Genomic DNA, 23,178 nt, shown 5'->3' on the forward strand with positions numbered 1-23,178 from the left:
ATGCTCAATTCGGTAAAAATCTCACATCGCCAATCAGAGATTCGGCAGTCGCTTGCCGCGCTCGTTGGCAAAACTGAACTCACTGACGACGAAACCCGTTCAATGGAAAGCTTGGACAATGAATATCGCCAGAACGAAACCAAATATCGCGCGGCGCTGATTTCTGAAGACGAAGAACGACGCGAAGCGGGGAAGGAACTCGAAACCCGCTCAGACCGTGAATGGTCAAATTTGATGACTGGTTTCGAAATGCGGCAGGTAGCACTTGCTCTTGATGAAGGCCGTTCACTCGATGGCCGCACTGCGGAAATCGTCTCTGAACTTCGTTCAAAAGGCGGCTATCGGGGAATGCCCGTTCCTTGGGAAGCTCTGGAACTCCGTGCCGGTGAGACGGTAGCAAGTGGCACACCTGACCCTATCCGAACAGTGCCAATTATTGATCGTCTTTTTGCGTCGTCAGTGGCGGCACAAATGGGTGCATCTATGATCAATATCGACTCTGGCGAGGTGGAATATCCCGTCACGTCGTCGTCAGTCGCGGCTGGTTGGGCAAATGGTGAAACCGCCAATGTTGCAGGGCCGTCTGCTTATGCGACTGTTGATCGCCCGCTCGCCCCTGATAACACGCTCGGCATTCAAATGCGTTTGACGCGAAAGTCACTCAAGCAATCCGGTGCAGGGCTTGAGCAGGCGGTACGACGCGACATGAACGGCGCTATTTCTGAGGCATTGGACGCGGCAGTGTTTCAGGGCTCTGGATCGGCCGGCGAACCTACTGGCATTCTTGCGGGCGCGTCGGGTTGGAGCATCACCGAAACCGATGTCAGTGCAGCGGCAGACTATTCGGTTTTTCGGGCGGCGGCGGTGCGTTTCATGACCGCCAATGCGGCGTCCGGCACTCAGAACGTGAATTTGCTTTTGCGCCCTGAAATCTTCGATTCAATGGACGCTGACCTGATTTCAGGAACGGCTGTGTCTCAATGGGATCGTCTGACAGCGAAAATCGGGAAGGTTATTCTTTCAAGCAACGCGCTGGCGGCTCCGACTGGCGATCCTGCTGAATCGTCTGCCATTCTCACGACTTCAGTCGGCGGCGTTCCTCCGATCTATGTCGGCACATGGGGCGCAATCGATCTTATTCGCGATCCGTTCTCCGACGCGCAATCCGGCGGGCTTCGTCTGACGGCTCTGACAACTATGGACGTGACGATTTCGCGGGCTGTGCAAATCGAAGTTCTGACGGGACTGCAATAATGCTCTGGGCAGGCTCCAAAGGCGGGCTTGAAGTCCGATCCCTCGCAGATGGGGCGACCTGCCTGGGGGGCCGCTTCCCTTATGCCGTGCCAACTGTCTTGCGGGACGGTCGGCAACGGCTCCGGGAAATGTTTGAACGAAGGGCATTCGGGAAATCGATTGCGGAAAACTCAGACGTACATTTCCTCGTGCATCATGACTTTGACAGGCCATTAGCCAGCCGGTTGGCGGGGAGTCTGGAAGTCACAGACACAGACGACGCTCTGACCTTTGAGGCGCGGCTCTCTCAGGAAATGCGCGGCGTGGGATATGTGCGTGATTTCCTTGCGGCCTTGGCGTCTGGTCTGGTCGGCGGCATTTCTCCCGGCTTCTCCGTGCCGGAAGGTGGCGAGCGTGTGACGCGGGATTCAGACGGCCTATTGCGAACCGTGATGGCGGCGAACCTCGTGGAACTCTCGGCGGTTACTCGCCCTGCCTATCCGACGGCGCAAGTAGAGGCTCGAAACTGGAATCCCCAAACATCGTTGGAGACATCAACGATGTTTCATCTTAGCCGCTGGAGGCTCTGACATGGCGACGACCCTAAAACAACAGGAAGCGATCCCGGCAGAACGTCCTGAAGTCACGCAATTCGCTCATTGGGAACTTCCGACCGGCGTAGAAGGGCACGGCGTTGCAACGGTGAATGTAGAGGCGGTGTGGCAACGGCTGGAAAGCTGGATTGCCTATCGTTGGGGCGAACGCTCTGTGATCTGGACGGTACAAGGCGGGGGCGAGTGGCAAGCGCCTCTGTATCCAGCGACCATCGCGACAATCGAAGTTTGGCAAGATGATGCCTGGGCCGAAACAACTCTGACGGCTGGGCCGCTTGGCGGTCTGGATACGACTGATGGGGAAACCTATCGAGTGACGGCAACGGTTGGAAGCACTGATGACCCGCCGGAAGCGGTGCAGGAAGCTTTCAGGCGGCTTCACGAATACTCGCGCGGCATTGCCGAACAATTCAAAGATTCGTTCGCTTACATTGGCCATGGCGACGGAGAGACGCGCATTGCGGCGTTCGCAGCAAAGGCAATGTCATTGAGCGGGGCAGCTGATCTTTTGCGCAAGTATCGGAGGGCCGGAAATGTGGCCATTTAAGCGGAAAGAAGAAAAGCGGTCTACGTCGTCTGGCTTTACGGCTGAAATCATGGCCGCTCGCGAAGCATATATTTCGGGCCGGTCTGGTATCGGGCAACTTACAGCAACGGTGCAAAGTTGCGTTTCATTGTGGGAAGGCGGTCTAAGCCTTGCTGATGTTAAGGGAACGGACTTTCTGGACCGGCGCACTTTGGCGCTCACCGCACGGGCTTTGGCCTTGCGCGGCGAAGCGGTGTTTTTAATTCGTGACGGACTTATTCCTTGTTCTGATTGGGATCTGAAAACCCGTGACGCTGAACCGCTCGCCTATCGGGTTTCAATTTCTGAAGCTGGCGGTGGACGCACGGAAACGGCACTTGCCGGTGAGGTGCTTCACTTTCGAATCGGGGCCGATGTGTCAGCGCCTTATTACGGCACGGCACCACTGAAGCGGGCTCAACTCACGGCGGGACTATTACAGGCCGTGGAAACGGCTTTGTCTGAAGTCTATGAGACCGCCCCAATTGCTTCTCAGATTGTGCCATTCCCTGAAGCTCCTGAAACTGACATTGAGGCGCTGGCACGGGGGTTTCGAGGCAATCGCGGCAAGGTGCTGATCAGGGAAAGCATGAATGTCACGGCGGCAGGTGGTCCCGGGCCAATGAGCGATTGGAAATCAAACGATCTTACACCAGACCTGTCTAAAGCCATGACACGAGAAACGCTGAATCAGGCGCGTGACGCAATCTGTCTGGCGTTTGGTGTACTGCCCGGCCTTGCCAATGCAGCGACGACCGGGCCGCTCGTGAGAGAAGCTCAAAGGCATGTTGCCCAATGGCAGCTACAACCCATTGCGGCGCTCATGGCAGAAGAGGCAAGCGCCAAGCTCGGTGGCTCTATTTCAATCGACACATTGCGACCATTACAAGCCTTCGACGCTGGCGGTCGGGCTCGTGCAATCACAGCAATCATTGGCGCTCTGGCGCAAGCGAAAGAGGCTGGAATTGATCCTAAACAAGCGATGGAAATGGTAGATTGGGGAAATGAGTATGACTGACGATGATAACCCGGCAACACCTGAACAGATACGTGAACTCGCAGAGCTGATGGTGCAAATACCACCGGACCTTCGATCATTGGCTTGGTTCGAAATTCTCTCGATCAAGCATGGCTGTAAGGAAGCGGGCCGTAAGCCGTTTGATGAAATCGGGACTTTAAACTAGCCGATCAACAAGGGCGGTTTTCTTTTGTATTTTACACAAAAGAAGCTTGATCGATCATGATTTGCACGATATACAAATGACATGAAAGCAGCAGCGTTTAATGAGGCGGTAGCCAACATTTTCACACAGCCACTAAAAACAGTGACTGTTTATGCTCGCTTTTTGAAAGAGGCCGGATTGATGACCACCGGCGGAAGGGGGCGGAGCGCGCCTGAAATGACACCTCTCGACGGCGCACGGATGATCATTGCTCTTTTAACCACCGATGGCCCTTCGCAATGTGTAGAGCGGGTTAAGCGTTTTAGCGCGATACCTTTCTCGCCAGAATTCAAAAAGAATTATCGTGGCTATGAAACGATCACGCCGCAACGATTTGCAGAGTTGTTTCGAGGTCAGACGCTGGAAGAGGTGCTTGCGCACATTATTTCACTGCCCGGAACGATGGGCCTTGAAGCGGCTTCAGGTCGGTTCTTGAATGAAGGCTTTCACCTGAGAATATACGACTTTGACGTTTTGGCCGAGTTGTTCCGATGGGAGATGCATGGCCAAGAAATCGTAGGTGAATTGGTCGTGCCTTTCAAAGGAAAGGTTATGTGCAATACCGATTCAGGTTTTAAGCACATCGATGGCTTTGAGCCCATTTTGGGAGGTATTCGAACGAAGCGTTCCTGCGTTAGCGGGCAAATTTTCCAACTCGGCGTTGCTCTCGCTTGTGACGAGCAGAAAGTGCAGAAGCATGACTGATCGCCGTTCTGTCTTTACCAAACACGAGAAAAAGGCGCTGGCCGATTTGGCGCTGGAATACGCTCCGAAATTTCGTTCGGCAGGGATGCCTGGCTGTTTTCGTCAGTCGCGAAATGGCGAAACTATAGAAGTTCTGATCGGTGAAGCCTCGACGATCTCCAAGCCTGATAACAACGACTGGGATGAGGTGTTGAAATGAACCGCAATCTCGGTCTGAAAGGCGTTTCATCATATCAGGATCGGCACGGGCGAACACGCTGGCGCTATCGGTCTAAAGGCCGAACGGTTTCTCTCCCTTCGCCTGATCATCCTGACTTTGCTTCTCGCTTGGCGGAAGCCCGGGCAGGCGGGAAACCGAAAACCGTTACCGTCAAACCCGGTTCAATCGATTCACTGATAAATCGCTATTATCAGACAGCGGCGTTTGATCGACTTCGAGACAGCACGAAAACGACATATCGCGGCATTCTTGAGAACTTCCGTTCAGAGTATGGACGGCTTTCAGTGTCTGGCCTGCAACGCAAGCACATTATCCAGATACTCGACAAGATGCGGGATCGACCTTCGGCGGCGAACAATCTTTTGAAGCTGCTGAAAATCTTGATGCGGGTCGCGCTTGATCACGAAATGCGGAATGATAACCCGGCAATCTCGATCAAGCCTTTCCCGATCAAAAGCGAAGGATTTCGAACTTGGGGTGAAAGCGAAATTGCCAAGTATCGCGCCAAGTATGAATCTGGCACCCGTGAACGGCGAATATTCGAATTGATGCTGAACATTGGGGCTCGGCGGTCTGATGCTGTTGCGCTCGGGCGTCAGCACATTCGGAATGGTCGGCTTGAGTACACACAACAGAAAACCAGTGAATTTGTTTCCGTGCCGATTCTAGGTGAATTGCGTGTTGAAATCGACGCCATGCCTAAAACGCAAATGTTGTTTGTGGAAACTGAATACGGGCAACAAAGATCAGCAAAAGCGTTCGGGAATTGGTTCCGCGAAAAGCTGAATAATGCGGGGATCGGAAAAGAGTTCTCGGCACACGGTTTGAGGAAAGCCTGTGCGGTTCGCTTGGCTGATGCCGGGTGCACTGCTCCACAAATTCAGGCCGTGACAGGTCACAGAACACTTAAAGAGGTTCAACGCTATATCGACGCGGCTGACCGCGCTCGAGGCGCTGATCAGGCGTTTTTACGCCTTTATGGGACGGATGGCGAACATAATCTGGCTAACCACCAGAACAGGTTCGCCAATTCGGACGCGAAGCCCTTTGAGAACAAAGGAAAATGAAAGATGAATGGCGGAGAGGGAGGGACTAACCTCGAACTCTCTGCACGACGTTTTTGAAGAATTACTCGATTGGGAAGCCCAGCTGCAGTGCCTTTATGAGGATTATCCCGAACACTTCCACAAGCAATTCGGGCCACCGGATAGCGGAATGGATGAGCCTGATCTTGATGGAGGTCCGGCATGATCTCCAAGAATTTCAATTTAGAATCTGCAATGCGGAAAGAGACAGACTATGTGCCGTTCTCTCTCCGGCTTTCTGCTGAAGAACGCGCAATGTTGAAGGCCCGTTCGAAGAGCAAAAGCGTCAGTGCCTACATCCGCGAACAATTGTTCGGAGATAAACAAACACCGAGACAATACAAGCTTCGTCGGCCTGATGAGAATATGCAGCTGCTTGCGAAATCCATGGGAGAGCTGGGCAAGTCTCGCCTTGCCTCGAACCTCAACCAAATTGCCAAGGCTGCAAATATGGGCGCGCTTCCGGTTTCCCTTGAACTGGAAGACGAACTTTTTGCTGCTTGTGATGCAATTCAGGATATGCGCGATCTGCTTGTGAAAGCACTCGGCTTGAAGCCAAAGTCCAGAACAGCATGATCCTGAAAGGTTCCCAGCGCGGCGGAGCTACTGATCTCGCAAACCATCTCATGAAGGACGAGAACGATCACGTTCTCGTCCACGAGGTGTCGGGCTTTGCGAGCGACAATCTCCATGATGCTTTCAAAGAAGCGGACGCGCTCAGCCGTGGCACGCGCTGCAAGCAATTTCTGTTCAGCCTCAGCATCAACCCACCCCCAGATAGAAACCTAACGACGGAGCAGTTCATCGCTGCAATCGACAAGGCAGAAGCGAAGCTCGGCCTGACAGGTCAGCCGCGAGCAATCGTCTTTCATGAAAAGCTAACGGCGCAAAATGTCGAACGAGACACTGTAAACCGCAGACATGCTCACGCCGTTTGGAGCCGTATAGACACGGGTGAGATGAAAGCCATTCGGCTGTCTCATACCAAAATCAAACTGCTTGAAGTTTCACGGGAGCTGCACATCGTGCATGGTATTAAAATGCCAGACGGTCTTGCTGATCGCTCCAAGTCCGACACAAAGGCCTTTACCTTCGCAGAGTGGCAGCAAGCACAGCGGTTTGGTAAGGACCCAAGGGACCGTAAAGCGGCTATTCAGGATGCCTGGGCTATCTCGGACAACAAAGAGGCCTTCACTCACGCGCTAAAAGAGCGCGGCTATGTCCTTGCCAAGGGCGATAAGCGCGGCTTTGTGGTTCTGGACCGCGACATGGAGGTTCACTCTCTGGCGCGGCAGATCGGCATCAAAGCAAAGGACGTCAAAGCGCGGCTGGGTGCCCCCGAAAAGTATCAAGGCGTTGAAGATGCCAAGGCGATTGTTGCGAGCCGAATGATCGAAACGGTTTCGCGCATTGATACTGAGCGCGAAAATCAGGAAAAGAAGCGCATTGCGGAACAGAGGCTGGCGCGTCAAAAGCTGGTGGAGGAACAGCGCCTATTTCGCGCTAATGCCTTCAGGCGAGTGGAAGAAGAGCAGCGGTGCGCAGCGATTGCACGTCAGGTACGTTTCCGAGGCGGCATTGGTGGCATGTGGGACAGGGTGAGCGGCGAACATGCGCGCATTCAGAAGCTCAATGAGCGGGAGGCATGGGACGCTTTAAAGCGTGATCAAAAGCGCCGCGATGAATTGATCTTATCCCAGAAGGAAGAGCGTGAACGGCTTCGAGCGGAGCATGAGCGCACAAAGAAAACTCAGGCACAGCAAAAGACAAGACTCGAAGACTTGAAAGCTCGTTATGCGTCTGAGCTGGGTAAGCCTTTAACGATACGAGATCGTTTCGGGCGAAGTTATTAGAACGTGGGTCAGCTACTTATCCGGTGAAATATTAACAGGGCACCATTACTAGATGAAAATTATGCGCTTTTGGGCTTAACTTATCCAAAATTCTATTTAAAGTCAGCTGCTGCCACACAACATCTGTTTACGGAGAATTAGGTAGGATGTCGGGAACTGGATTTGCTTATTCGAAAGTCGATGAAACACGCCATGTGAGCTTTAGAGTTCCTCGTGAATCAAACTCCAAAATGTTGTTGTTTTTCAGTAAGAAAAATGAGGATCTTGCCGTCCTTAGACGTGAGAAGACGTGCCTTGGAGCAAAGTTGGCTAAAAGTGATGACATGCCCGTACGTGATGTCTGGGAAAGTTTCAGCTCAGGAACTCTCAAGGGACAAAAGACGATACAGTTTCCGCTGACACCGAAGTGTCAAGACGTAATTAATGACTTTAGAGCGAATCATCCGTATATTTCTAGTGAAGAGGTTGCATTTCAAGTTCTTCACGAAGTGGGGGTGATGTATGGAGAAAACGTCTGAGGTTACAGAGTTGAGCGATACAAGAAAACGGATCCGGGATATGGAGAGTCATTTCGGTAAACCGTTTTGCGATATTACCTCTGAAGAGCTTTCTGAGTTTATCATCAGAGAGCTCGAAGAGGAGCAACTGGCAAGCTTCAGAGCGGCATTTCCAGATACAAAAGAAAAGCGAAAATCGTTCCCTTTGTTGGGTTTCTTGAGTTATGTCTTTGGGGGCAAATCGAATGAACGCGCCGTGGATCAATCCAGAGAATTTGATCCGGCACTACACAGATAAGTTTCATTTTCTTCATGGTCATTTGTCAGGATTGAATGAAGGTGATCGCACTCTTCGACAGAGATTGTCGTATTCTTATGTCTCGAGGCGATTTCGCACTTACCTTGAATCTCATCCTGAACTCTTGAATGATGAGCGACACTTTAAGAAGTGTCTCAGGGTGGCGGTGAAGCAATTAGTATCTGACTCTGCTGAAGCGATGGATATCATTGTAAAGCGAGAGTTCGAAATACAAAGAAGCATTTCTGAGCATTTGCGGAAAAAGCTCCAAAAAGTCCCTAATATCCCTCCAATGCACTACGGTATTCCTACAGAGGGTTCCATCGCATTTAGATTTGTGAACGCGGGCAATTACAGCCGGATTTTAAAAGATGTCGACGTGCGGAATGATAAGTTGGACATCTTGATAGAAGAAGCATCTGCTTACTATCACCAAACTTACGGAACAATAGCGCAGTTGAATGCTGACTTGCAGCAGAAGTATCTTTGGGCGGACAAGTATATTGATGACAAACGCCGTGTTCGGATCGCATTGTTTAGCTTCGCGTTTGGTATTGTTTCTTTGATCGTTGTTGATTACTTAGGATTGATCGTTGGGGCGCTTGGTTCCAGTTTTTCTTGGTTGGGAGATTATTTCGCAAAACTGGCATGGATTTCTGGTGTGCTCTGTTGGTTGTTTCAAGGCTGATCAACTATCAAAACAGCTCACCTTGCGCCGATTTTTCTAAATGTTCACGCCATTCGGTGGACTGGGCGCGCTCATCCAGCCAGCTCAATATGCAATCCTCGACATTGTCGAATTCAGCTTCGACGCTTCCAATCGGAATATGATGAGAGAGATAGCCAGTCGGCGTGACCGGCAAAGGCGCTCTCGCTGGTTCGATAGCTTCGATCTCAATGTGAGAAATGACGTTCCATTTGACAGGGGCGTAGCGGACACAAATCCTGATCCCCTGCCATTCTATCTCATAGGTCTGGTAACTCATTTTATCGGCTCCAGAAGACGTGGATTTCTTCGAAGCTAAGCTCAACGGCCAGAACATCACTGACCGCAAGGTCACGCGCCATGCGTTCGTAATCGATGTAATATTGCAGTGAGTCTGGAATTTGCGTGGTCTGTTCGGTTAGCTCTTCTGCAAACTCGGCCAGAGATTTATAGACACCTGCATAATCGTCGCTCAGCGCTTTGCGCGCTGTTTCCAAATCACCGTGATATTCCGCAACTTGCGCGCCCAAGCGGCCATGCTCTTCGATGAATTCGGCCTTTTCGACGACGCTCTGAATACCCTCGTATTCAGGGATATTCAGCCCTTCAAAGCCTTCATAGTCATGGATCGCCCATTCTTCCGCATCCGCTATGGGCGAGGTTTTCAAAACCTCGTTGATATGATCCCAGATGGTGTCTTCGCCGAGTGTGGCATCGATCCATGCCCCGTGCAGATAACCGTTATTATATGCCGCCAGACACGCCACATAGATTCTGATTTCTCCTTCGTTTTTCATCTTAAAACCTCCGTCAGATAAGGGTTGCGCATGTAACCCTGGCCTTCGCCGAGAACGGGGTGGGCAAACGGAGTGTGAAAATCGGCGGCGGGCGCAGCGGGCTTGGCTGCGAGCCTCGGGAGACCGTCTGTTTTCATCGAAGTGCGCTGAAGGGGCTGGCCCCTAAGCCTTTCGCGAGGGATCAAAGCCGAATGGCCGAGACGAAAAACTCGGCTCGGTTCACGAGAGCCCGTCCAGCGATGCTGGTGCGAACAAATATGGCTAGCTTCTGCTGTTTTGATGAAAAGTCTTTAGGCTGACTCATTTATCCTTTTTGACCGAACAGGCTTCCAGATCTAAAGGGCATAAAGTTTTTAAGACTATTCCCCAAGAAGTTTGCAACCAAGGCTAGACCTATGAGGCCATTATTTCTATCCGGTTGTTATTGGAAGCTTGAATCAAAAGGGGGATTCTTATGCGTTTTGGGAAGAAAATTTTGTTGGCGGCATCCGCTATGACGCTTGCTGCGTCAGGTATTGGCGTCGCCCACGCTACCAAGCCAAATCATTTTTACGGAACGAATGAAGATGATACGTTTCCGGGATATCTAGCGAATGGGCATGCATACTGGGGCTATGATGGTTACGACCAGATCAACTATGAGGGCTATGCTTATAATTACATTTTCTTAGACGGCGGAAACGGATTTCTGCACGTCTACAAATCTGACGGTCAAATGGACTTGGTGCAGTATTTTGAAGGAATGTGGTTTGAAGATGAACAGTCTTGGAGATCGGTTGACGATCTGATCGCAAACGGAGGAAGCCTGGACCATGTCGAAGTCGTTGGCTCGACCAGTGTGGATCAGTTCTCTGGCTCCAATACCGGTCAGTCCATCTATTATGGCGGCCCTTCAGATGACCAAGTCGATTACCAAGGCGCGTCGACAGATTATGTGTTCGAGGAACATCCCAGTGGTTTGATCAAAGTCACCAAGCCAAATGGCGGCTTTGATATGTTCGATTCCATTGAAAGCGTATGGTTCCAGGGGGACCAGTATTGGAGCTGGACCGCTGATCTGATCACCACGGGCAACCCGCCAACGCATACTGAAGAATATGGCACCAGCGGGCAGGACGTGTTTCAGGGATCGCTTACGGGGCAGACCATTTTCTATGGTTATGGTGAGTATGACCAAATCGATTATCCGGGCGGTCAGTCGGATTACACCTTCGAGTTACAGGCAAGCGGTCAGGTCTTCGTCACCAAGGCGAGCGGTGAGTACGATATTCTGGATTCCATTGAAGGCATATGGTTTCAGGGTGAAGGCGTTTGGAAGTCGATTGAAGAACTAACTACGGGGTCTGGCGGCGGTACGCCGACGCACACCGAAGTGCATGGCACATCTGGTGAAGATGTGTTCTCAGGGCTTCTCACCGGTCAAACAGCTTACTTTGGTTATGATTCCTACGACCAGATCGATTACGAAGGCTACACATCTGACTTTGTGTTTGAAGAACAAACTGACGGTACGGTCACAGTAACAAAACCAAACTACGAGTATGACATCATGGATTCCATTGAAGGGATCTGGTTCCAGGATGAGCAAGTTTGGAGCTCGGTCGCCGATCTGCTGTCTGGTGGCTCGCAGCCACCGTCGCATGTGGAAGAGTTCGGCACCTCAGGCGAAGATACGTTCCAAGGTCAATCGACCGGTCAATACGCCTATTATGGATACGATGCGTATGATCAGGTTGATTACCCCGGTTACAGCTCAGAATATACGTTCGAGCTTCAGTCCGGCGGTGAGGTGTTTGTCTATAAACTAAACGGTGAGTACGACATTTTAGACTCTATTGAGGGAATTTGGTTCCAGGGCGAAGAAGTCTGGAGTTCACTGGATGATCTTGTGTCAGGTGGCGGCGGTGGTTCCGTAGGGACGGGGCAGCTCGAACATTTCGGTGTTCCGGTTACGCTGGTCGGTGCCAACATGGCTTGGTCGGAATCCAGTCGCTATTCTATCGAAATTGGGACGCCGACAATCAATCTCAGCGGGATACAACAGCGTTTAGGTGAGGTTGAATCTGCAGGGGGCAATTCTATTCGAATTTGGCTCCATACGACCGGGCACAACACACCGAACATTCAAACCAACGGCGTTGTTACAAGCCTGAGCGATCAGGTGAGTGATCAGGTGGTCATTGATCAGTTGGAGACCATCCTTGATGACGCTTGGGCGCGCGGAATTCTTGTCACCTTCAGCCTCTTCTCGTTCGATATGCTGTGCGACGAATATGGTGATGATTGGGGGTATCAGGGCGTCTGGCAAATGGAGAGCCACCGGACCATGCTGGTAAGCGAGTATCAGTCCTATATTGATAACGCGCTTATCCCCATGGTTCAGGGTGTCAAAGATCACCCGGCAATGTTTGCATGGGAGGTTTTCAACGAGCCTGAAGGAATGATTTCCTCTCCTGGAGTTCAAAGCGGTATTGAAGAAAGCACATGGTGCCCGGCCACATATCCGCTGTCTCTCAATGCGGCACAGCTGTTTGTGAACCGGGTGGCCGCCGCTATTCATGTGGCAGACCCGAATGTTAAGGTTACGTCGTCAACACACACCGACTTTTATAATCATTTTTCCAACGCAACGCTGACATCTTTGAATGGGGCTGATCCAGCAGGAACGCTCGATTTCTACGAGCTGCACTTCTACGATAATGGCTACAGCAATCCGCCATATGCTACGTCGGCAAGTGTCTATAATGCCGACAGGCCGATTATCATTGGTGAGTACTACGTGCACGAAGTGCCGAGCAATCCGGGGAGCGTGGCATCTCTTTCTGTGATTTTGGATCAAGGATATGCGGGAGCGTGGCCGTGGTCGCTCGCGACTAATAATGTCGGTGATATTCAAAACGCGATTTCATATGTGTCGCCCGAACGCAGAAGTTTAGATCAATCGGCTGTGGAGGCATGCATCGCAAACCAACCGAGTTCCTGCTACAATCAATAACTCGAGTTTTTGGTATCTCAGAAACTAACTCTAGCTGCGAAAGCCCGCCAAATTGGCGGGCTTTTTTGCTGTAAGTGGCGCAATTATTGCTCTTGATTATTCCAGTGTTTCAACCTTGGGCGGTTCACAAACGAGAGCGTGGAAATGCAGTTAAATAGTGCGTTTGAAAATATCTCCATGAGAAGACAGTTCGCTGTGGATTGGCTCATGCATGCCCAAGATGCGACGCTTGATGGCGGGTTCAGCTATGGCTATTATTTTCGCGGCGTTCCCTTCACGAGAATGAAGTTTGGCTGGCGCGAGAGTTATATCGAAACAACAGGTTATATTGCAGAGGCTTTTTTTGATCTTGCGGCGCGCGGGCAAGATGAATCCTATGGAGCGCGTGCGCTGCGCGCAGCCAACTGGCTTCTTACAAGACAAAATGAGGACGGTTCATTTTCAAATGATCGGTATGCCCGAAATGAGGGTATAGTATTTGATACTGGTCAGGTTCTGTTTGGATTGGTTGCTGCCTTCAAACACACTGACAAGGAAGAATATTTGACTGCTGCGCGCCGCGCAGCTGACTGGCTTCTCCAAAAACTTGATCCAGATGGAGCATGGCGCAGAAATACGCATAATTCATGTGTCCATACCTATAACACCAGAACCGCCTGGGCCGTGCTTGAGCTAAACCGGGTCTATCCAAACTCAAATTACGAACTCGCGGCTCGTAAAAATTTGGATTGGGCTCTTACGCAGTTGAACGACACTGACTTATTTGAAAACTGCGGATTTACGCCCGGGGACAGCGCGTTCACTCATACAATCGCTTATGCAATCAGGGGATTGCTAGAAGGAAGTTTGAACCTGGGCGATCAAAATTATCTAGACGCTGCGCAGCGCGCTGCGCGACGGGTAGCTGGATATCTGAGGAAAGACGGTTTTCTTCCCGGTGATATCAACGAAAACGGTGGGGCGAATACGCGCTACGCCTGCCTAACCGGAAACTGCCAGATGGCTATCATCTGGTACAAGCTGTTTGAAGAAACCGGCGATAGGTTTTGGCTCGAATGTGCCGATGCTGCGCTCTCTTTTGCTTTGCATCACCAGAATACCGGGTCGAAGAACCAAGGGGTTCGCGGCGCACTGGCGGGATCTTATCCTTTCTGGGGTAAGTATACGCCTTTGGCATATCCGAATTGGGCTACAAAATTTTTGCTCGAAGCCCTGCTCCAAAAGGAAGCGCTGATTTTGAGGGAGCAAAACTGATGAGATTTACTCGTTCTGAAATCTTAGGATGCGAGTTCGATGCCGTGACGCAGCGACAAGTTCTGGACTGGTCGAGAGAAGCTCTCGCGGGGCGTTGCAGCGGATGGCTTTCTTCTGTCAACACCGCGATCTTGGTTGGGATGAAACCGGGGTCTTTTTTGAAGGAGTTTACGCAGCGCTCAGCGCTAACTTTGGCAGACGGGCAACCCATTGTCTGGCTGTCTCATTTACTCGGGCGGCCCTTGCCTGAGCGCGTGACTGGCATCGATCTGGTTGAGAGCCTGTCACGCCTCGCAAGAGATCAGGGAAAGTCCGTTTATCTCCTCGGGGCGAAGGACGAGATTGTTTCAAAATCTTCAGAACATTTATCGGCAAAGATAGAAGGCCTGAAAATAGCTGGCGCGCGGAATGGATATTTCTCCGATAGCGAAGCTGAAACTGTGGCACGAGAAATCCGCCGGTCAGGTGCAGACATCATATTTGTTGGGATGGGCGCGCCGCGCCAGGAACTGTTTTTGTCCAAGTATTGGGATACTTTGGGCGTTCGTATTGCAGTTCCTGTAGGTGGAAGCTTCGATGTATTGTCAGGGCTTCGCAAACGCGCGCCGCAATGGATGCAAGCGAGCGGTCTCGAGTGGTTTTATCGAATGATTCAAGAGCCCCGCAGGCTTGTGAAAAGATACGCCGTTACCAATACGGTATTTACTGTGCGCGCTGTAACAGAGTTAGTTGCCCACCGGTTTAGGCGGGCATAAGCGCCGTCAGCCGGCGCGCTAATTCTTTCACAATTATCTTTGAAGCCGTACCGTCGCCGTATGGGTTCTTGATTTCAGACATTGTACGATGTGCAGCTGGATTGCTGAGTAAGCGGTCTGCGTTCCGCACGATGTTATCAGTATTTGTTCCCACCAATCGAACTGTACCGGCCTCCGCCGCCTCGGGGCGCTCAGTTGTATCGCGCGTGACCAGAACCGGAACGCCTAGCGAGGGGGCTTCTTCTTGGATGCCCCCTGAATCGGAGATGACTAGGTATGCTCTGGACATCACTCTGACGAATGACAGGTAGTTCAACGGCTCGGTTAGATGAACATTAGGGAGCGCGCTTAACTTCGCGTCCACGGTAGTTCTAACTTTCGGGTTCATGTGAACGGGAAAGACGATCTCAACGTTATCGCGGTTGGAAATATTCCTGATGGCATCGCAGATATTCTCCAGCCCGGCTCCGAGATTTTCTCGCCGGTGGGATGTTACCAGAACTAACTTTTTTGCTGGATCAAGCCTGGGAAGAATTGCGTCTGCATGCATCTGAAGATCAGGCGAGTTATCAAGACGTTCTGCCGTTAGCAGGAGAGCGTCGATCACGGTGTTTCCTGTAACGATGATGTCGCTTGAGCGCGCGCCTTCATCCAAGAGATTTTGACGCGCTGATGAGGTCGGCGCGAAGTACAGGTCAGCTGTGAGGTCGGCAACTCTGCGGTTAATCTCTTCTGGCCATGGCGAGTGCTTATCGTAAGTACGCAAACCCGCTTCCACGTGCGCTAACGGGATTTGATTGAAGTATGCTGCAAGAGACCCAGCGAGGGTCGTGGCCGTGTCTCCGTGCACGAGGATCACGTCAGGCTTCACGCGTCCAATGACGCTCTGAAAATCAGCAAGCATGGTTGCTACTAGGTTTGAGAGCGAACGGTTACCTCGCATCGCATTCAGTTCAATGTCAGCGGCGAGGTCGAAGTCCGACAGCGCTTGATTGAGCATGTCTTCGTGCTGGCCGGATGAGCACAAAATGACATTGAAGCTTGGTTGCAGCTTTAGCTCACGAACCAAAGGTGCCATTTTGATCGCCTCAGGCCTTGTTCCGATGAAGACGAGGGCTGTTTTTTTGACTAAAAGCGGCATCGTGAATTCAACTGCACCTTGTTGGGACACTATGCAGTGTTGCATTCAAGATATGTTCCAATGATCCGTTTTCTACTGCGGTAAGGTCTTCCTCGCGGTCAAATCCAATCCGACAATGTGGATATCTTCAACGTAAGAGAAATTCTTAGAAATTTCGATCCAACGATTTCTGAGGCACTGTATGAGTGCATTAAAATCGCAACGGCTTTCGCTATTGGGGACATCCCAGCCCGATTTTTCTCCGCGATAGATAAGTGCGAAGAAGCCATACTTAGAGCGTGAATCCCTGAGATAGCTTCGGCACAGTTGGTTTTCTAATCGTTCGAATAATTGTTGACCGGACCAGTTATCTGCAATCTTCAACTCTATCGGAACCGGGGCATCGAAGCCATTCCCGGTAACCCGTAAGTCCGGTCTTTTTGCGTCAGCCATTTCTTCTTCTTGCGTTACTGAGTACCGGCCATTGGAAAACCTTCTGAGCTCATGCCCAATGAAGTTTCTTAGTTCAGTTTCCTGATCAGCGCGGATGAGTACGTTTGCGATGCTATCGTCCCCATGCTCTAAGTGATGCTTTAAATCTTCGAGCCGGAGTTTGGTTAGGCTCGCCAGCTCGCGATGATCTTTAGGGGTTAGGTCAAGATTATTGTGAAACTGGAGTACCTGATCGCAGGTCCATGGTGCCATTTCGGAATCTTTTATCGCCCTGTTGATCACATAACCTTTTAGCCACGGACGCTCAGGATTTTGAACTGCTATGTCGTTTAGAGCGATAAATGCAGACTTGCCACTTTGCTCGGTGAGTAATGTAAAAATTCGATCTCGCGCTTCTTGAGCATCGTCCCTTAATGTTGGTGAATAAGCTCCCCTGCCTGCTCGATTGATATCATCTTCAAATCGAATGAAACGGATCACTAAAAAATATAACGACTTAAGGGTGTCGGATTGCAGATAGGATTTTCTCGCCGATAAACCTGGAGACCGTAGTTTCCCCATTAGGTTGACCAAAAATCTCATTACTAGTTCGCTGGCCTGCTCGTCTGTTTTTCTTTCCAGGTAATAGGTCAGTTTGGTGATGCCGTCGGAAGGAGATGTTCCCACGAGAACTGAAAACCATGCGGCTAAGTGTTTTGGCCGTCGAAGCTTAGATAATTTAGATCGTGCCAGTTCGGCTAACGTTTCATCTGATATGGAGGATCGTTGTAGGATAGAAATGAGCTGACAAAGCTGATCAAAGTTTTTTGGTTCGCTATTTGTCAAATACTCTAGGATGTGAGGAGCTAAATGTTCCCATGCCCATTCGCCTGACCATTGGACATCGCTCAGTATATAGTATGAACAGCTGTTTTTCTTGGCTGAGCGAAGTTCATAAAAGATTTCTCTAAGCAGAAAGTCAGAAACTTGTTCGGGATACGCTTTGAACAGATGAGGAAACCATTTTGGAAATCCATTGAGTTCATGGGATGCGTATCGGCATGCAATATCAACTTCGTTTTTTGATAGATGCACTATCTGTTCGGGCGCTGTTTCAAATTCTAAAGATAAACCGGTGAGACCAAAAATCGTGTAGAACGTGGTGCGGTTCGCAGGGGCACCTTCGGATCTGATTTTGGGTTTGTGGTAGCGCCAGAAAAGCAGTGCACCTTCACGGAAAGCTGCAACAATTCTGGTCCCGAACTCTTCACGCAGAGGAATTAAATTCAATGACGACCATTTATTGTGAGAGGGTTCTAATTCTCGCATGCGCTCATGAATGTAGTACTGAGCATTGGATACTTCGCCGGTTCTTACGCAGCTGGTGTTCGTTACGTCATCGATGTGTTTTTCCAGGTATTCCTTCCATTCATGTCGATACTTTTCTTCTTTTTCTTTTCTCTGTTCGGACTTTTTTTGCCACTGCGCTTCTTGCCGTCGGAGTTTTTTCTCGGCTTCGCTGGCAGGTGGTGGCTTCAGAAATTGATTGAGGTGATCAACGAGTTCTGTATCAGGAGTGGCTGCTTTCTTTAACGCATTCAGCCATTTTCTGGGTCGACCGTGATCAGCGTACAACCTGAACGCAAGGGACAGAGCAACCAACTTGTTGTCTAACAGAGGTTGTTTGCAAATCTGTTCGAGCAAATAGTTGAAATTGTTTTCATTGAATTGCCAGAAACGCAAGAACGGACGCGCGCTCTGAAAATGGGTGACTCTTTGCTTCGAAGAGTGATCTTCAGACCGAGCCGCTTCGATGTCGTGCCAAAAAGCGGCGTTATTAAGCTCCTGCCATTCGGGCACTAATTGTCTTAACTCAGCGGCCACACCGTCATTTTGATAAAAATTTGCATCAGATAACATCGAAATAGCTGAGAGTGACGGCTCTTCCAGACAAAAGTGGTTACGTGCCTCGATCAATCTTTTGATTGAAAAGAACATATAAGGGAGAAGCCAGTAATACTCTCTCGAAACATCGCAGAACTTTTTTTCGACACTCGGTTCTGACCTCAAGTGGGCGGAAAGCCCCACTATGAAATCCGGAAGGTCGGACAAATCGGCTTTGTCGATTGCTGCCGCAATCGTGTGGTCGAGATCGTCAGAGACGTATCTGTCCTTCGATATTACTTTGGGAAACATCTGGAGCAGCCAGTGCAATTGGCGCGCTTCCGAGAGGTCCGATGCAACAACTTCACTGAATATAGTGCGTTCTATCTTGTCTTGATCATCCGATAGAGCTTTTTTTATCTGGGCTAGATCTTCCTTGCTGCCGATTGCAGAAATTGCCCTAATTGCTAGCACCCGCGTGTACTTAGAGTAGCTCGAGCTTATTGCGACTCTGATAGTTTCGCTTGAAAGACCAGAGATCTCTCCGAGCCAAATCATCCTTAGTAGGAACGCGATCACATCGTCGTTGTGTCGGTAAAAGCCGAGCAATTTCTGCATGTCGTCGAAGAGATCGCATCTCGCGAATCTTTGGGCCATTTCTAGATCGGACTGGCCTCTGAGGTACTTTCCCTCCGACATTTTTTTACAAACATCGTGCAACACGGTTCTTCGCGTTGAGAGTGGTAGCTCGCTGGGGGCGCCGCCTTCTAGTAAAACCTCTGGAAAATTGTTTTCCAAGTGTATTCGAACGCCGTCATTCAACAGCGCAAGCCATGGTAAAATGGGCCTAATGCGTGGTGGGATTACGAATAGACCGTATTGAGATTTAAACAGTATGTCATAGACGGATCGCGTCGACGTATTGCGCGAGAGCAGCTCCGCAAACCACTCGGCCGTTAAGTATTCTCGGACTGAACGGTGATGGAAGCGAACCGTTCCATATATCGCTTCATCAAAAATGGGTCTGGAAAGCAGTGCATTTCGCTTGTTGTCGTCCCACTCGCGCAGGACCGAGGGGACCGCAATACTCTTAGAACTGAGCGGCGCTCCATCTTGAATTTGTATGTTTGCTTCAGCCGCCAACGTTGACGCTGCCGCTAACATTTGTGCGCCTAGCCGTGCATCCGCAATGGAGATTGAGGCCGATTCTGCGCGACTTTGATCGCGTTCGGATAGTCTTCTTTGGATGCTGTTTTGTATCAACTCAAGTTTTGAACCGATCCTTCCTTCGTTTATCCAAAACTCAGTCAGTTCTATTAGGTCTTGAGGGCGCGTTGTGAAGTGCCAAGCGTCCGCTCTCTCAACAGCGTTTAGAAACTCCTTAGAGTTTGAAACGCCTATTTCGTCTGCAAACTTAACGATCTGCGAATGGGAAAGTTCATCGATGACTAATATTTTGATTAGCGGTTTATCGTTTGGTTCGTCAGGTTCGTAGACCTTCTCAATCGGGTCGGACTTCGAAACTGGAGGACCGGCAATTGTGGTGCTAGAATTTGAAAGGCCGACGGACAAGTATCGCTCACACACAATGAGGTCAGTTTTTGGTCTCCAAGCGTAGGGCCTTGATGTGATGACAATGTGAGCTCGTTCTTTAGATGACTTTAGTTTTTGGCCCAGCCGCTTGATGGCCTTCTCAAAATCAGAAGGGCTTCTTAGTCGCGCCTCATCTACGGAATCTAAGAAAATCCATGCTTCTTCGAGTGAGGCCTGCCATTCTTCGAATTCAGCGAGTGTTCCTACTTCAAATGATAACTCGAAATCTTCGGCAAGGTGCTCAAGGCGAAGAAAAAAGGAGTACCTTCCGAGTGATCGTTGATGATTGGCGACATTGTATATTTCAGAGGTTTTTCCTGAACCGGCTTCAGATAGAATAACAATCCTACGTTCGAGGAGCACGTCGTTCCAGGTGAGGCTATCACCGATGTGAAACGCATCGCTGATCTCGATATCGTCGTTTTCTCGGGAATAGCTGGATAGCTCGTGGAAAGTACGATCCAACTGAATGTGGTGATTTGAAACTATGTTCATTATGATTGAAAAGTATATGGTTTCAAAACTTCGAACAAGTTATACGATTCAAAACAAAGTTGTAAAAAACTTGGTCAGCGTGGGGGTGCACGGGGGAGCGCAGCGTCTCCCTGCCAAGAGGCCTTGTGTGTGAGAAACACACTACAAGGCACACTCTTGCACACAGTCCTTTAGGACACACTACTTGCACACAGTCCTTTAGGACACACTACTTGCACACAGTCCTTCACGATCACCCGCACGACATCCAAGTCTTCCAAAACTCATACGTGATTGACGAGCACAACCTAACGCCACAAAAAAATTAACTGGTGGTTGCTGTAGACATGATCTGACAACTCGCTCACTGTCCATTTTTAAAGGCGTTCCGCTCTCCGGTCCGTAGCTATTAGCCGAATGACACTCGGCGAGAAAATCATAATTTGAATAGAGTTTACACCATCCTATGACTGAACAAAAAGAAAATGCTGCACGCTCACTTTTTCAAATGCTGGCACCAGACGATTTTGCATATTATCTGAACACGGATGCCGAGAAGCTCGATGTGCTTAGGCAGCAGGGAATAGCTTCAGGTCTGGATGTCGAAACTATCGAACTATTCATTAGCCAGCTGAATACTTTCGATCCCACCTACAGCAATCATCGCGGCATTCAAGAGATTGTAAAAAATTTCTCGAGAACAGGCGGTTGGGTAGATCAAGATTTCTTTGAAAGGGTGTTTGTTGGAGTTACACACTCGCCAATTGCTAGCGCATCAGCGGTTCCTGGTGATTCAGAAGATGATGGAGCCTTGTGCTTGTATGAAAATGGATTGATGCAGGCCATTATCTTCGCATCCGACACGTTTTCATATTTTGGCCAATCCTTAAAAGGGGGAAGCGCCAGTTCTAAAGAATGTAATCGATATTTACATCAGGTCTTGGATGTATTTTCCCAATGGAGAACCAATGCTGCAAATATCGATCAGCAGGATACAATAACTTTTCGTGAAAAATACAGCATTGGAGATGACTTCGCTACGAGTATAGCCGGGATTGCGGATGCGTTCGTTGTTGGTCACGAAATGGGTCACCATCTGCTCGGGCACACCGATTTGAGATTCCTGGATGTTAAGGCTTTAGAGCAAATCAAACTTTTGGCGTATAATCTAGATCACTTGGAGGACGGTATCGACGAATACCTCCCTGATATGATCGCATTTAATCTAATTTCAGATAGTCCACTCAACTTTCGCAACATGCAGCCCCAATCAATACTCAGTGGGTTGCTTGGAGGCGCGATGGCGCTAACAACCATTTCGCTACTGATGAGCGATCCATATAAGTCTACTCCTTCACATCCCCCAGCAAACTATCGATTCGACAATTACCTAGCTTATGCAGAGTTTCATATTTTGCCTTTATCCTTGAACGCATCCGTACCGAGAGAGCAGATTCTTCAGGTAAAGCGCTTCAGAAAAGAGGCTCAATTTTTTTTCGATTCACTAAATCGGCTTCGTAGAGAACGCCGTGAATATTAAGGGCTTTTGTTGAAGCATCTACGGCTCTAGGTGTTCGGCGGGCTGATCTCCAGATTGCTTGCGCATCGCGTCCTCTATGAGCCGAGCAAGTGTGACGTTGGGTCTGATGTTAGACTCTAAAGCTATCGTTGCTGGTAGCGTGCCGGATCTGGTTGGCCTCCACAGATCCAAATCACCACGTTCAAGTAATGACTTTACGCTTTCTGTCATGCCGCGCGCTATTACAGCATGCAGTGCGCTCATGCCGTGCTTTTCTGAGATGATGTCTACATCCCGTCTAGTATTCAGCGCGCTTAAAATACCACGCGCGTCATGCTTGCCGGCTAAAATAGCCTCAACTAGATCATCAATGTTACATTTATCGAAGTCCAAATTATATATTTTGCTTTTGATGTTTTTATTATTATCTAAATAAAGATACCTATCTTTTTTAATTTTGTCAAAAACTGTTCCTTTTTTAATTGTTTCACCAAAATATATAGTCTTGCCTATGGTGTATAGATTCGAGAACAGGCGATTAAATAGTGAGGTAGCGTATGCCTTTTTTCTGTTTAATCTGTCTTTTATACGCTTAAAGTTCGCACTTTCTTCCTTTGAAACTTCAAAAGCTCCGAAGGAATCATCAATAGCAAGGATGCAACCATCTGCGGATAGCTCAGGGATAGCCAGAATTCTGAGGAGTTTTAACTCCCCTGAATACACCTCACGCATTATGGCGATTCCATCCCTTCCGTTGGACTCCGCCGGTATGTATACTCCCCTGAATACAAAGCTAGGATTGACGCTCACAGCTTGCTCGATTATCGCCCCTCGAAAGTTTTCCCAGCTTTGAACTGCTATAACTCCTTCAGTCTCTATATCATTATAAAACCGAACTTTTTGGTTTAAGTCTGTCTCAATTTGATGGTCGTGAAGAAAGATATCCATGTGCATCGCAGCGATGAAATTAAAATCTCCATCCTGAACTGCTTTGATATCCAATGCACTGATTTCTGGATGGGTTAGGAATTGGCGAACGTAATTCAGTGTTTCTTCTGAACCTGAAGGAGATGAATTCTTTCGACGGCCTTCGCAAAACCTTGATAACTTCAGTCCGGCAGACTTAAGCTTTTGTTTGGCCTCAGTTTCTGAAAGTCCAGACAGCGAGATTTCCCAGTCAGAATATTGACTGACTTCTATCGCTAGCATTTGCCAGGACAATCTTCGGCCATCCTGATCTTTCTTTGTCAGATAATAATTGTGAAGCGTTCGTCGGATGATGGCATCTTGAAGCATATGCATGGTTACCGGATTGGAGGAGAGCTGGAGGAATTCAAGCTTCGGGGTTGAGTATAT

Annotated in this window: 23 protein-coding genes; 18 read left to right on the forward strand and 5 right to left on the reverse strand. The window is 49.5% G+C overall.

Annotation, left to right across the window (positions count from 1 at the left end; translation table 11 throughout):
• The 14 genes from G523_RS0114885 (at window position 1) to G523_RS0114950 (ending at window position 8,981) form a co-directional block, all read left to right on the forward strand.
• Window positions 1-1,254, forward strand: a complete 1,254-nt coding sequence (locus G523_RS0114885) for a phage major capsid protein (RefSeq protein WP_022695865.1) — start codon at window positions 1-3, stop codon at window positions 1,252-1,254.
• The gene (locus tag G523_RS0114890) at window positions 1,254-1,823 is read left to right on the forward strand and encodes an HK97 family phage prohead protease (RefSeq protein ID WP_022695866.1); all 570 of its coding nucleotides are present in this window, start codon (window positions 1,254-1,256) and stop codon (window positions 1,821-1,823) included. Before G523_RS0114885 ends, G523_RS0114890 begins: the two co-directional genes overlap by 1 nt.
• Window position 1,824: 1 nt before the next feature.
• On the forward strand, window positions 1,825-2,394 hold the full coding sequence (locus G523_RS0114895; RefSeq protein WP_022695867.1) for a hypothetical protein: 570 nt from the start codon (window positions 1,825-1,827) through the stop codon (window positions 2,392-2,394).
• The gene (locus G523_RS0114900) at window positions 2,381-3,430 is read left to right on the forward strand and encodes a phage portal protein (protein WP_022695868.1); all 1,050 of its coding nucleotides are present in this window, start codon (window positions 2,381-2,383) and stop codon (window positions 3,428-3,430) included. The genes G523_RS0114895 and G523_RS0114900 overlap by 14 nt, the downstream gene beginning before the upstream one ends.
• Window positions 3,423-3,596, forward strand: coding sequence for a hypothetical protein (locus G523_RS20975; protein ID WP_022695869.1), 174 nt, complete (start codon window positions 3,423-3,425; stop codon window positions 3,594-3,596). The genes G523_RS0114900 and G523_RS20975 overlap by 8 nt, the downstream gene beginning before the upstream one ends.
• Window positions 3,597-3,677: 81 nt before the next feature.
• Entirely contained in the window at window positions 3,678-4,340 is a 663-nt protein-coding gene (locus G523_RS0114910; protein ID WP_022695870.1) for a hypothetical protein, read from the forward strand.
• Window positions 4,333-4,539, forward strand: coding sequence for a hypothetical protein (locus G523_RS0114915; protein WP_022695871.1), 207 nt, complete (start codon window positions 4,333-4,335; stop codon window positions 4,537-4,539). Before G523_RS0114910 ends, G523_RS0114915 begins: the two co-directional genes overlap by 8 nt.
• Entirely contained in the window at window positions 4,536-5,627 is a 1,092-nt protein-coding gene (locus G523_RS19520; protein WP_022695872.1) for a tyrosine-type recombinase/integrase, read from the forward strand. The genes G523_RS0114915 and G523_RS19520 overlap by 4 nt, the downstream gene beginning before the upstream one ends.
• Window positions 5,628-5,634: 7 nt before the next feature.
• Complete coding sequence (locus G523_RS20980; RefSeq protein ID WP_022695873.1) at window positions 5,635-5,811, forward strand: hypothetical protein; 177 nt, start codon at window positions 5,635-5,637, stop codon at window positions 5,809-5,811.
• Entirely contained in the window at window positions 5,808-6,221 is a 414-nt protein-coding gene (locus G523_RS0114930) for a plasmid mobilization relaxosome protein MobC (protein WP_022695874.1), read from the forward strand. The genes G523_RS20980 and G523_RS0114930 overlap by 4 nt, the downstream gene beginning before the upstream one ends.
• A complete protein-coding gene (locus G523_RS19525; RefSeq protein ID WP_022695875.1) occupies window positions 6,218-7,498 on the forward strand; it encodes a relaxase/mobilization nuclease domain-containing protein in 1,281 nt (426 codons plus the stop codon). The genes G523_RS0114930 and G523_RS19525 overlap by 4 nt, the downstream gene beginning before the upstream one ends.
• A gap of 146 nt (window positions 7,499-7,644) precedes the next feature.
• Window positions 7,645-8,016, forward strand: coding sequence for a hypothetical protein (locus tag G523_RS0114940; protein WP_155802808.1), 372 nt, complete (start codon window positions 7,645-7,647; stop codon window positions 8,014-8,016).
• Window positions 8,000-8,293 (forward strand): hypothetical protein, encoded by a 294-nt coding sequence (locus tag G523_RS0114945; protein WP_022695877.1) that lies wholly within the window; start codon window positions 8,000-8,002, stop codon window positions 8,291-8,293. The genes G523_RS0114940 and G523_RS0114945 overlap by 17 nt, the downstream gene beginning before the upstream one ends.
• Window positions 8,241-8,981 (forward strand): hypothetical protein, encoded by a 741-nt coding sequence (locus tag G523_RS0114950; protein ID WP_155802811.1) that lies wholly within the window; start codon window positions 8,241-8,243, stop codon window positions 8,979-8,981. The genes G523_RS0114945 and G523_RS0114950 overlap by 53 nt, the downstream gene beginning before the upstream one ends.
• 7 nt (window positions 8,982-8,988) lie before the next feature.
• Here the strand turns inward: G523_RS0114950 and G523_RS0114955 are convergent, their stop codons facing one another.
• Both G523_RS0114955 and G523_RS0114960 read right to left on the reverse strand, forming a co-directional pair.
• Window positions 8,989-9,279 carry a hypothetical protein gene (locus tag G523_RS0114955; protein WP_022695879.1) on the reverse strand — a complete coding sequence of 97 codons (291 nt, stop codon included), beginning with the start codon at window positions 9,277-9,279 and terminating at the stop codon, window positions 8,989-8,991.
• A gap of 1 nt (window position 9,280) precedes the next feature.
• Window positions 9,281-9,796: an antirestriction protein ArdA gene (locus G523_RS0114960; protein ID WP_022695880.1), complete on the reverse strand. Its 516-nt coding sequence runs from the start codon at window positions 9,794-9,796 to the stop codon at window positions 9,281-9,283.
• A gap of 454 nt (window positions 9,797-10,250) precedes the next feature.
• Here G523_RS0114960 and G523_RS0114970 point away from each other — a divergent pair, with 454 nt between their 5' ends.
• From G523_RS0114970 to G523_RS19535, 3 genes are all read left to right on the forward strand, one after another.
• Window positions 10,251-12,791: a glycoside hydrolase 5 family protein gene (locus tag G523_RS0114970; protein ID WP_022695881.1), complete on the forward strand. Its 2,541-nt coding sequence runs from the start codon at window positions 10,251-10,253 to the stop codon at window positions 12,789-12,791.
• Between the two features lie 144 nt (window positions 12,792-12,935).
• Window positions 12,936-14,045: a prenyltransferase/squalene oxidase repeat-containing protein gene (locus G523_RS19530; RefSeq protein WP_022695882.1), complete on the forward strand. Its 1,110-nt coding sequence runs from the start codon at window positions 12,936-12,938 to the stop codon at window positions 14,043-14,045.
• Window positions 14,045-14,800, forward strand: coding sequence for a WecB/TagA/CpsF family glycosyltransferase (locus G523_RS19535; protein ID WP_022695883.1), 756 nt, complete (start codon window positions 14,045-14,047; stop codon window positions 14,798-14,800). Before G523_RS19530 ends, G523_RS19535 begins: the two co-directional genes overlap by 1 nt.
• Here G523_RS19535 and wecB read toward each other — a convergent pair.
• Window positions 14,787-15,941, reverse strand: a complete 1,155-nt coding sequence (gene wecB / locus G523_RS0114985) for a non-hydrolyzing UDP-N-acetylglucosamine 2-epimerase (RefSeq protein WP_027441800.1) — start codon at window positions 15,939-15,941, stop codon at window positions 14,787-14,789. The two genes, G523_RS19535 and wecB, sit on opposite strands and share 14 nt — an antisense overlap.
• A gap of 72 nt (window positions 15,942-16,013) precedes the next feature.
• Window positions 16,014-20,294: an NACHT domain-containing protein gene (locus G523_RS0114990; protein WP_155802814.1), complete on the reverse strand. Its 4,281-nt coding sequence runs from the start codon at window positions 20,292-20,294 to the stop codon at window positions 16,014-16,016.
• Window positions 20,295-20,769: 475 nt separating this feature from the next.
• Here G523_RS0114990 and G523_RS0114995 point away from each other — a divergent pair, with 475 nt between their 5' ends.
• Window positions 20,770-21,843 carry a hypothetical protein gene (locus tag G523_RS0114995; RefSeq protein WP_155802817.1) on the forward strand — a complete coding sequence of 358 codons (1,074 nt, stop codon included), beginning with the start codon at window positions 20,770-20,772 and terminating at the stop codon, window positions 21,841-21,843.
• 18 nt (window positions 21,844-21,861) lie between these two features.
• Here G523_RS0114995 and G523_RS0115000 read toward each other — a convergent pair whose 3' ends face one another.
• Window positions 21,862-23,118: a hypothetical protein gene (locus G523_RS0115000; protein ID WP_155802819.1), complete on the reverse strand. Its 1,257-nt coding sequence runs from the start codon at window positions 23,116-23,118 to the stop codon at window positions 21,862-21,864.
• Window positions 23,119-23,178 lie beyond the last annotated feature (60 nt).

Source organism: Ponticaulis koreensis DSM 19734 (genome assembly GCF_000420665.1).
Taxonomy (GTDB): domain Bacteria; phylum Pseudomonadota; class Alphaproteobacteria; order Caulobacterales; family Hyphomonadaceae; genus Ponticaulis; species Ponticaulis koreensis.

Coding starts and splice junctions, on each gene's coding strand:
- G523_RS0114885 (WP_022695865.1), top strand. CDS start 1: ATGCTCAATTCGGTAAAAATCTCACATCGCCAATCAGAGATTCGGCAG.
- G523_RS0114890 (WP_022695866.1), top strand. CDS start 1,254: ATGCTCTGGGCAGGCTCCAAAGGCGGGCTTGAAGTCCGATCCCTCGCA.
- G523_RS0114895 (WP_022695867.1), top strand. CDS start 1,825: ATGGCGACGACCCTAAAACAACAGGAAGCGATCCCGGCAGAACGTCCT.
- G523_RS0114900 (WP_022695868.1), top strand. CDS start 2,381: ATGTGGCCATTTAAGCGGAAAGAAGAAAAGCGGTCTACGTCGTCTGGC.
- G523_RS20975 (WP_022695869.1), top strand. CDS start 3,423: ATGACTGACGATGATAACCCGGCAACACCTGAACAGATACGTGAACTC.
- G523_RS0114910 (WP_022695870.1), top strand. CDS start 3,678: ATGAAAGCAGCAGCGTTTAATGAGGCGGTAGCCAACATTTTCACACAG.
- G523_RS0114915 (WP_022695871.1), top strand. CDS start 4,333: ATGACTGATCGCCGTTCTGTCTTTACCAAACACGAGAAAAAGGCGCTG.
- G523_RS19520 (WP_022695872.1), top strand. CDS start 4,536: ATGAACCGCAATCTCGGTCTGAAAGGCGTTTCATCATATCAGGATCGG.
- G523_RS20980 (WP_022695873.1), top strand. CDS start 5,635: ATGGCGGAGAGGGAGGGACTAACCTCGAACTCTCTGCACGACGTTTTT.
- G523_RS0114930 (WP_022695874.1), top strand. CDS start 5,808: ATGATCTCCAAGAATTTCAATTTAGAATCTGCAATGCGGAAAGAGACA.
- G523_RS19525 (WP_022695875.1), top strand. CDS start 6,218: ATGATCCTGAAAGGTTCCCAGCGCGGCGGAGCTACTGATCTCGCAAAC.
- G523_RS0114940 (WP_155802808.1), top strand. CDS start 7,645: ATGTCGGGAACTGGATTTGCTTATTCGAAAGTCGATGAAACACGCCAT.
- G523_RS0114945 (WP_022695877.1), top strand. CDS start 8,000: ATGGAGAAAACGTCTGAGGTTACAGAGTTGAGCGATACAAGAAAACGG.
- G523_RS0114950 (WP_155802811.1), top strand. CDS start 8,241: ATGAACGCGCCGTGGATCAATCCAGAGAATTTGATCCGGCACTACACA.
- G523_RS0114955 (WP_022695879.1), bottom strand. CDS start 9,279: ATGAGTTACCAGACCTATGAGATAGAATGGCAGGGGATCAGGATTTGT.
- G523_RS0114960 (WP_022695880.1), bottom strand. CDS start 9,796: ATGAAAAACGAAGGAGAAATCAGAATCTATGTGGCGTGTCTGGCGGCA.
- G523_RS0114970 (WP_022695881.1), top strand. CDS start 10,251: ATGCGTTTTGGGAAGAAAATTTTGTTGGCGGCATCCGCTATGACGCTT.
- G523_RS19530 (WP_022695882.1), top strand. CDS start 12,936: ATGCAGTTAAATAGTGCGTTTGAAAATATCTCCATGAGAAGACAGTTC.
- G523_RS19535 (WP_022695883.1), top strand. CDS start 14,045: ATGAGATTTACTCGTTCTGAAATCTTAGGATGCGAGTTCGATGCCGTG.
- wecB (WP_027441800.1), bottom strand. CDS start 15,941: ATGCCGCTTTTAGTCAAAAAAACAGCCCTCGTCTTCATCGGAACAAGG.
- G523_RS0114995 (WP_155802817.1), top strand. CDS start 20,770: ATGACTGAACAAAAAGAAAATGCTGCACGCTCACTTTTTCAAATGCTG.
- G523_RS0115000 (WP_155802819.1), bottom strand. CDS start 23,118: ATGCTTCAAGATGCCATCATCCGACGAACGCTTCACAATTATTATCTG.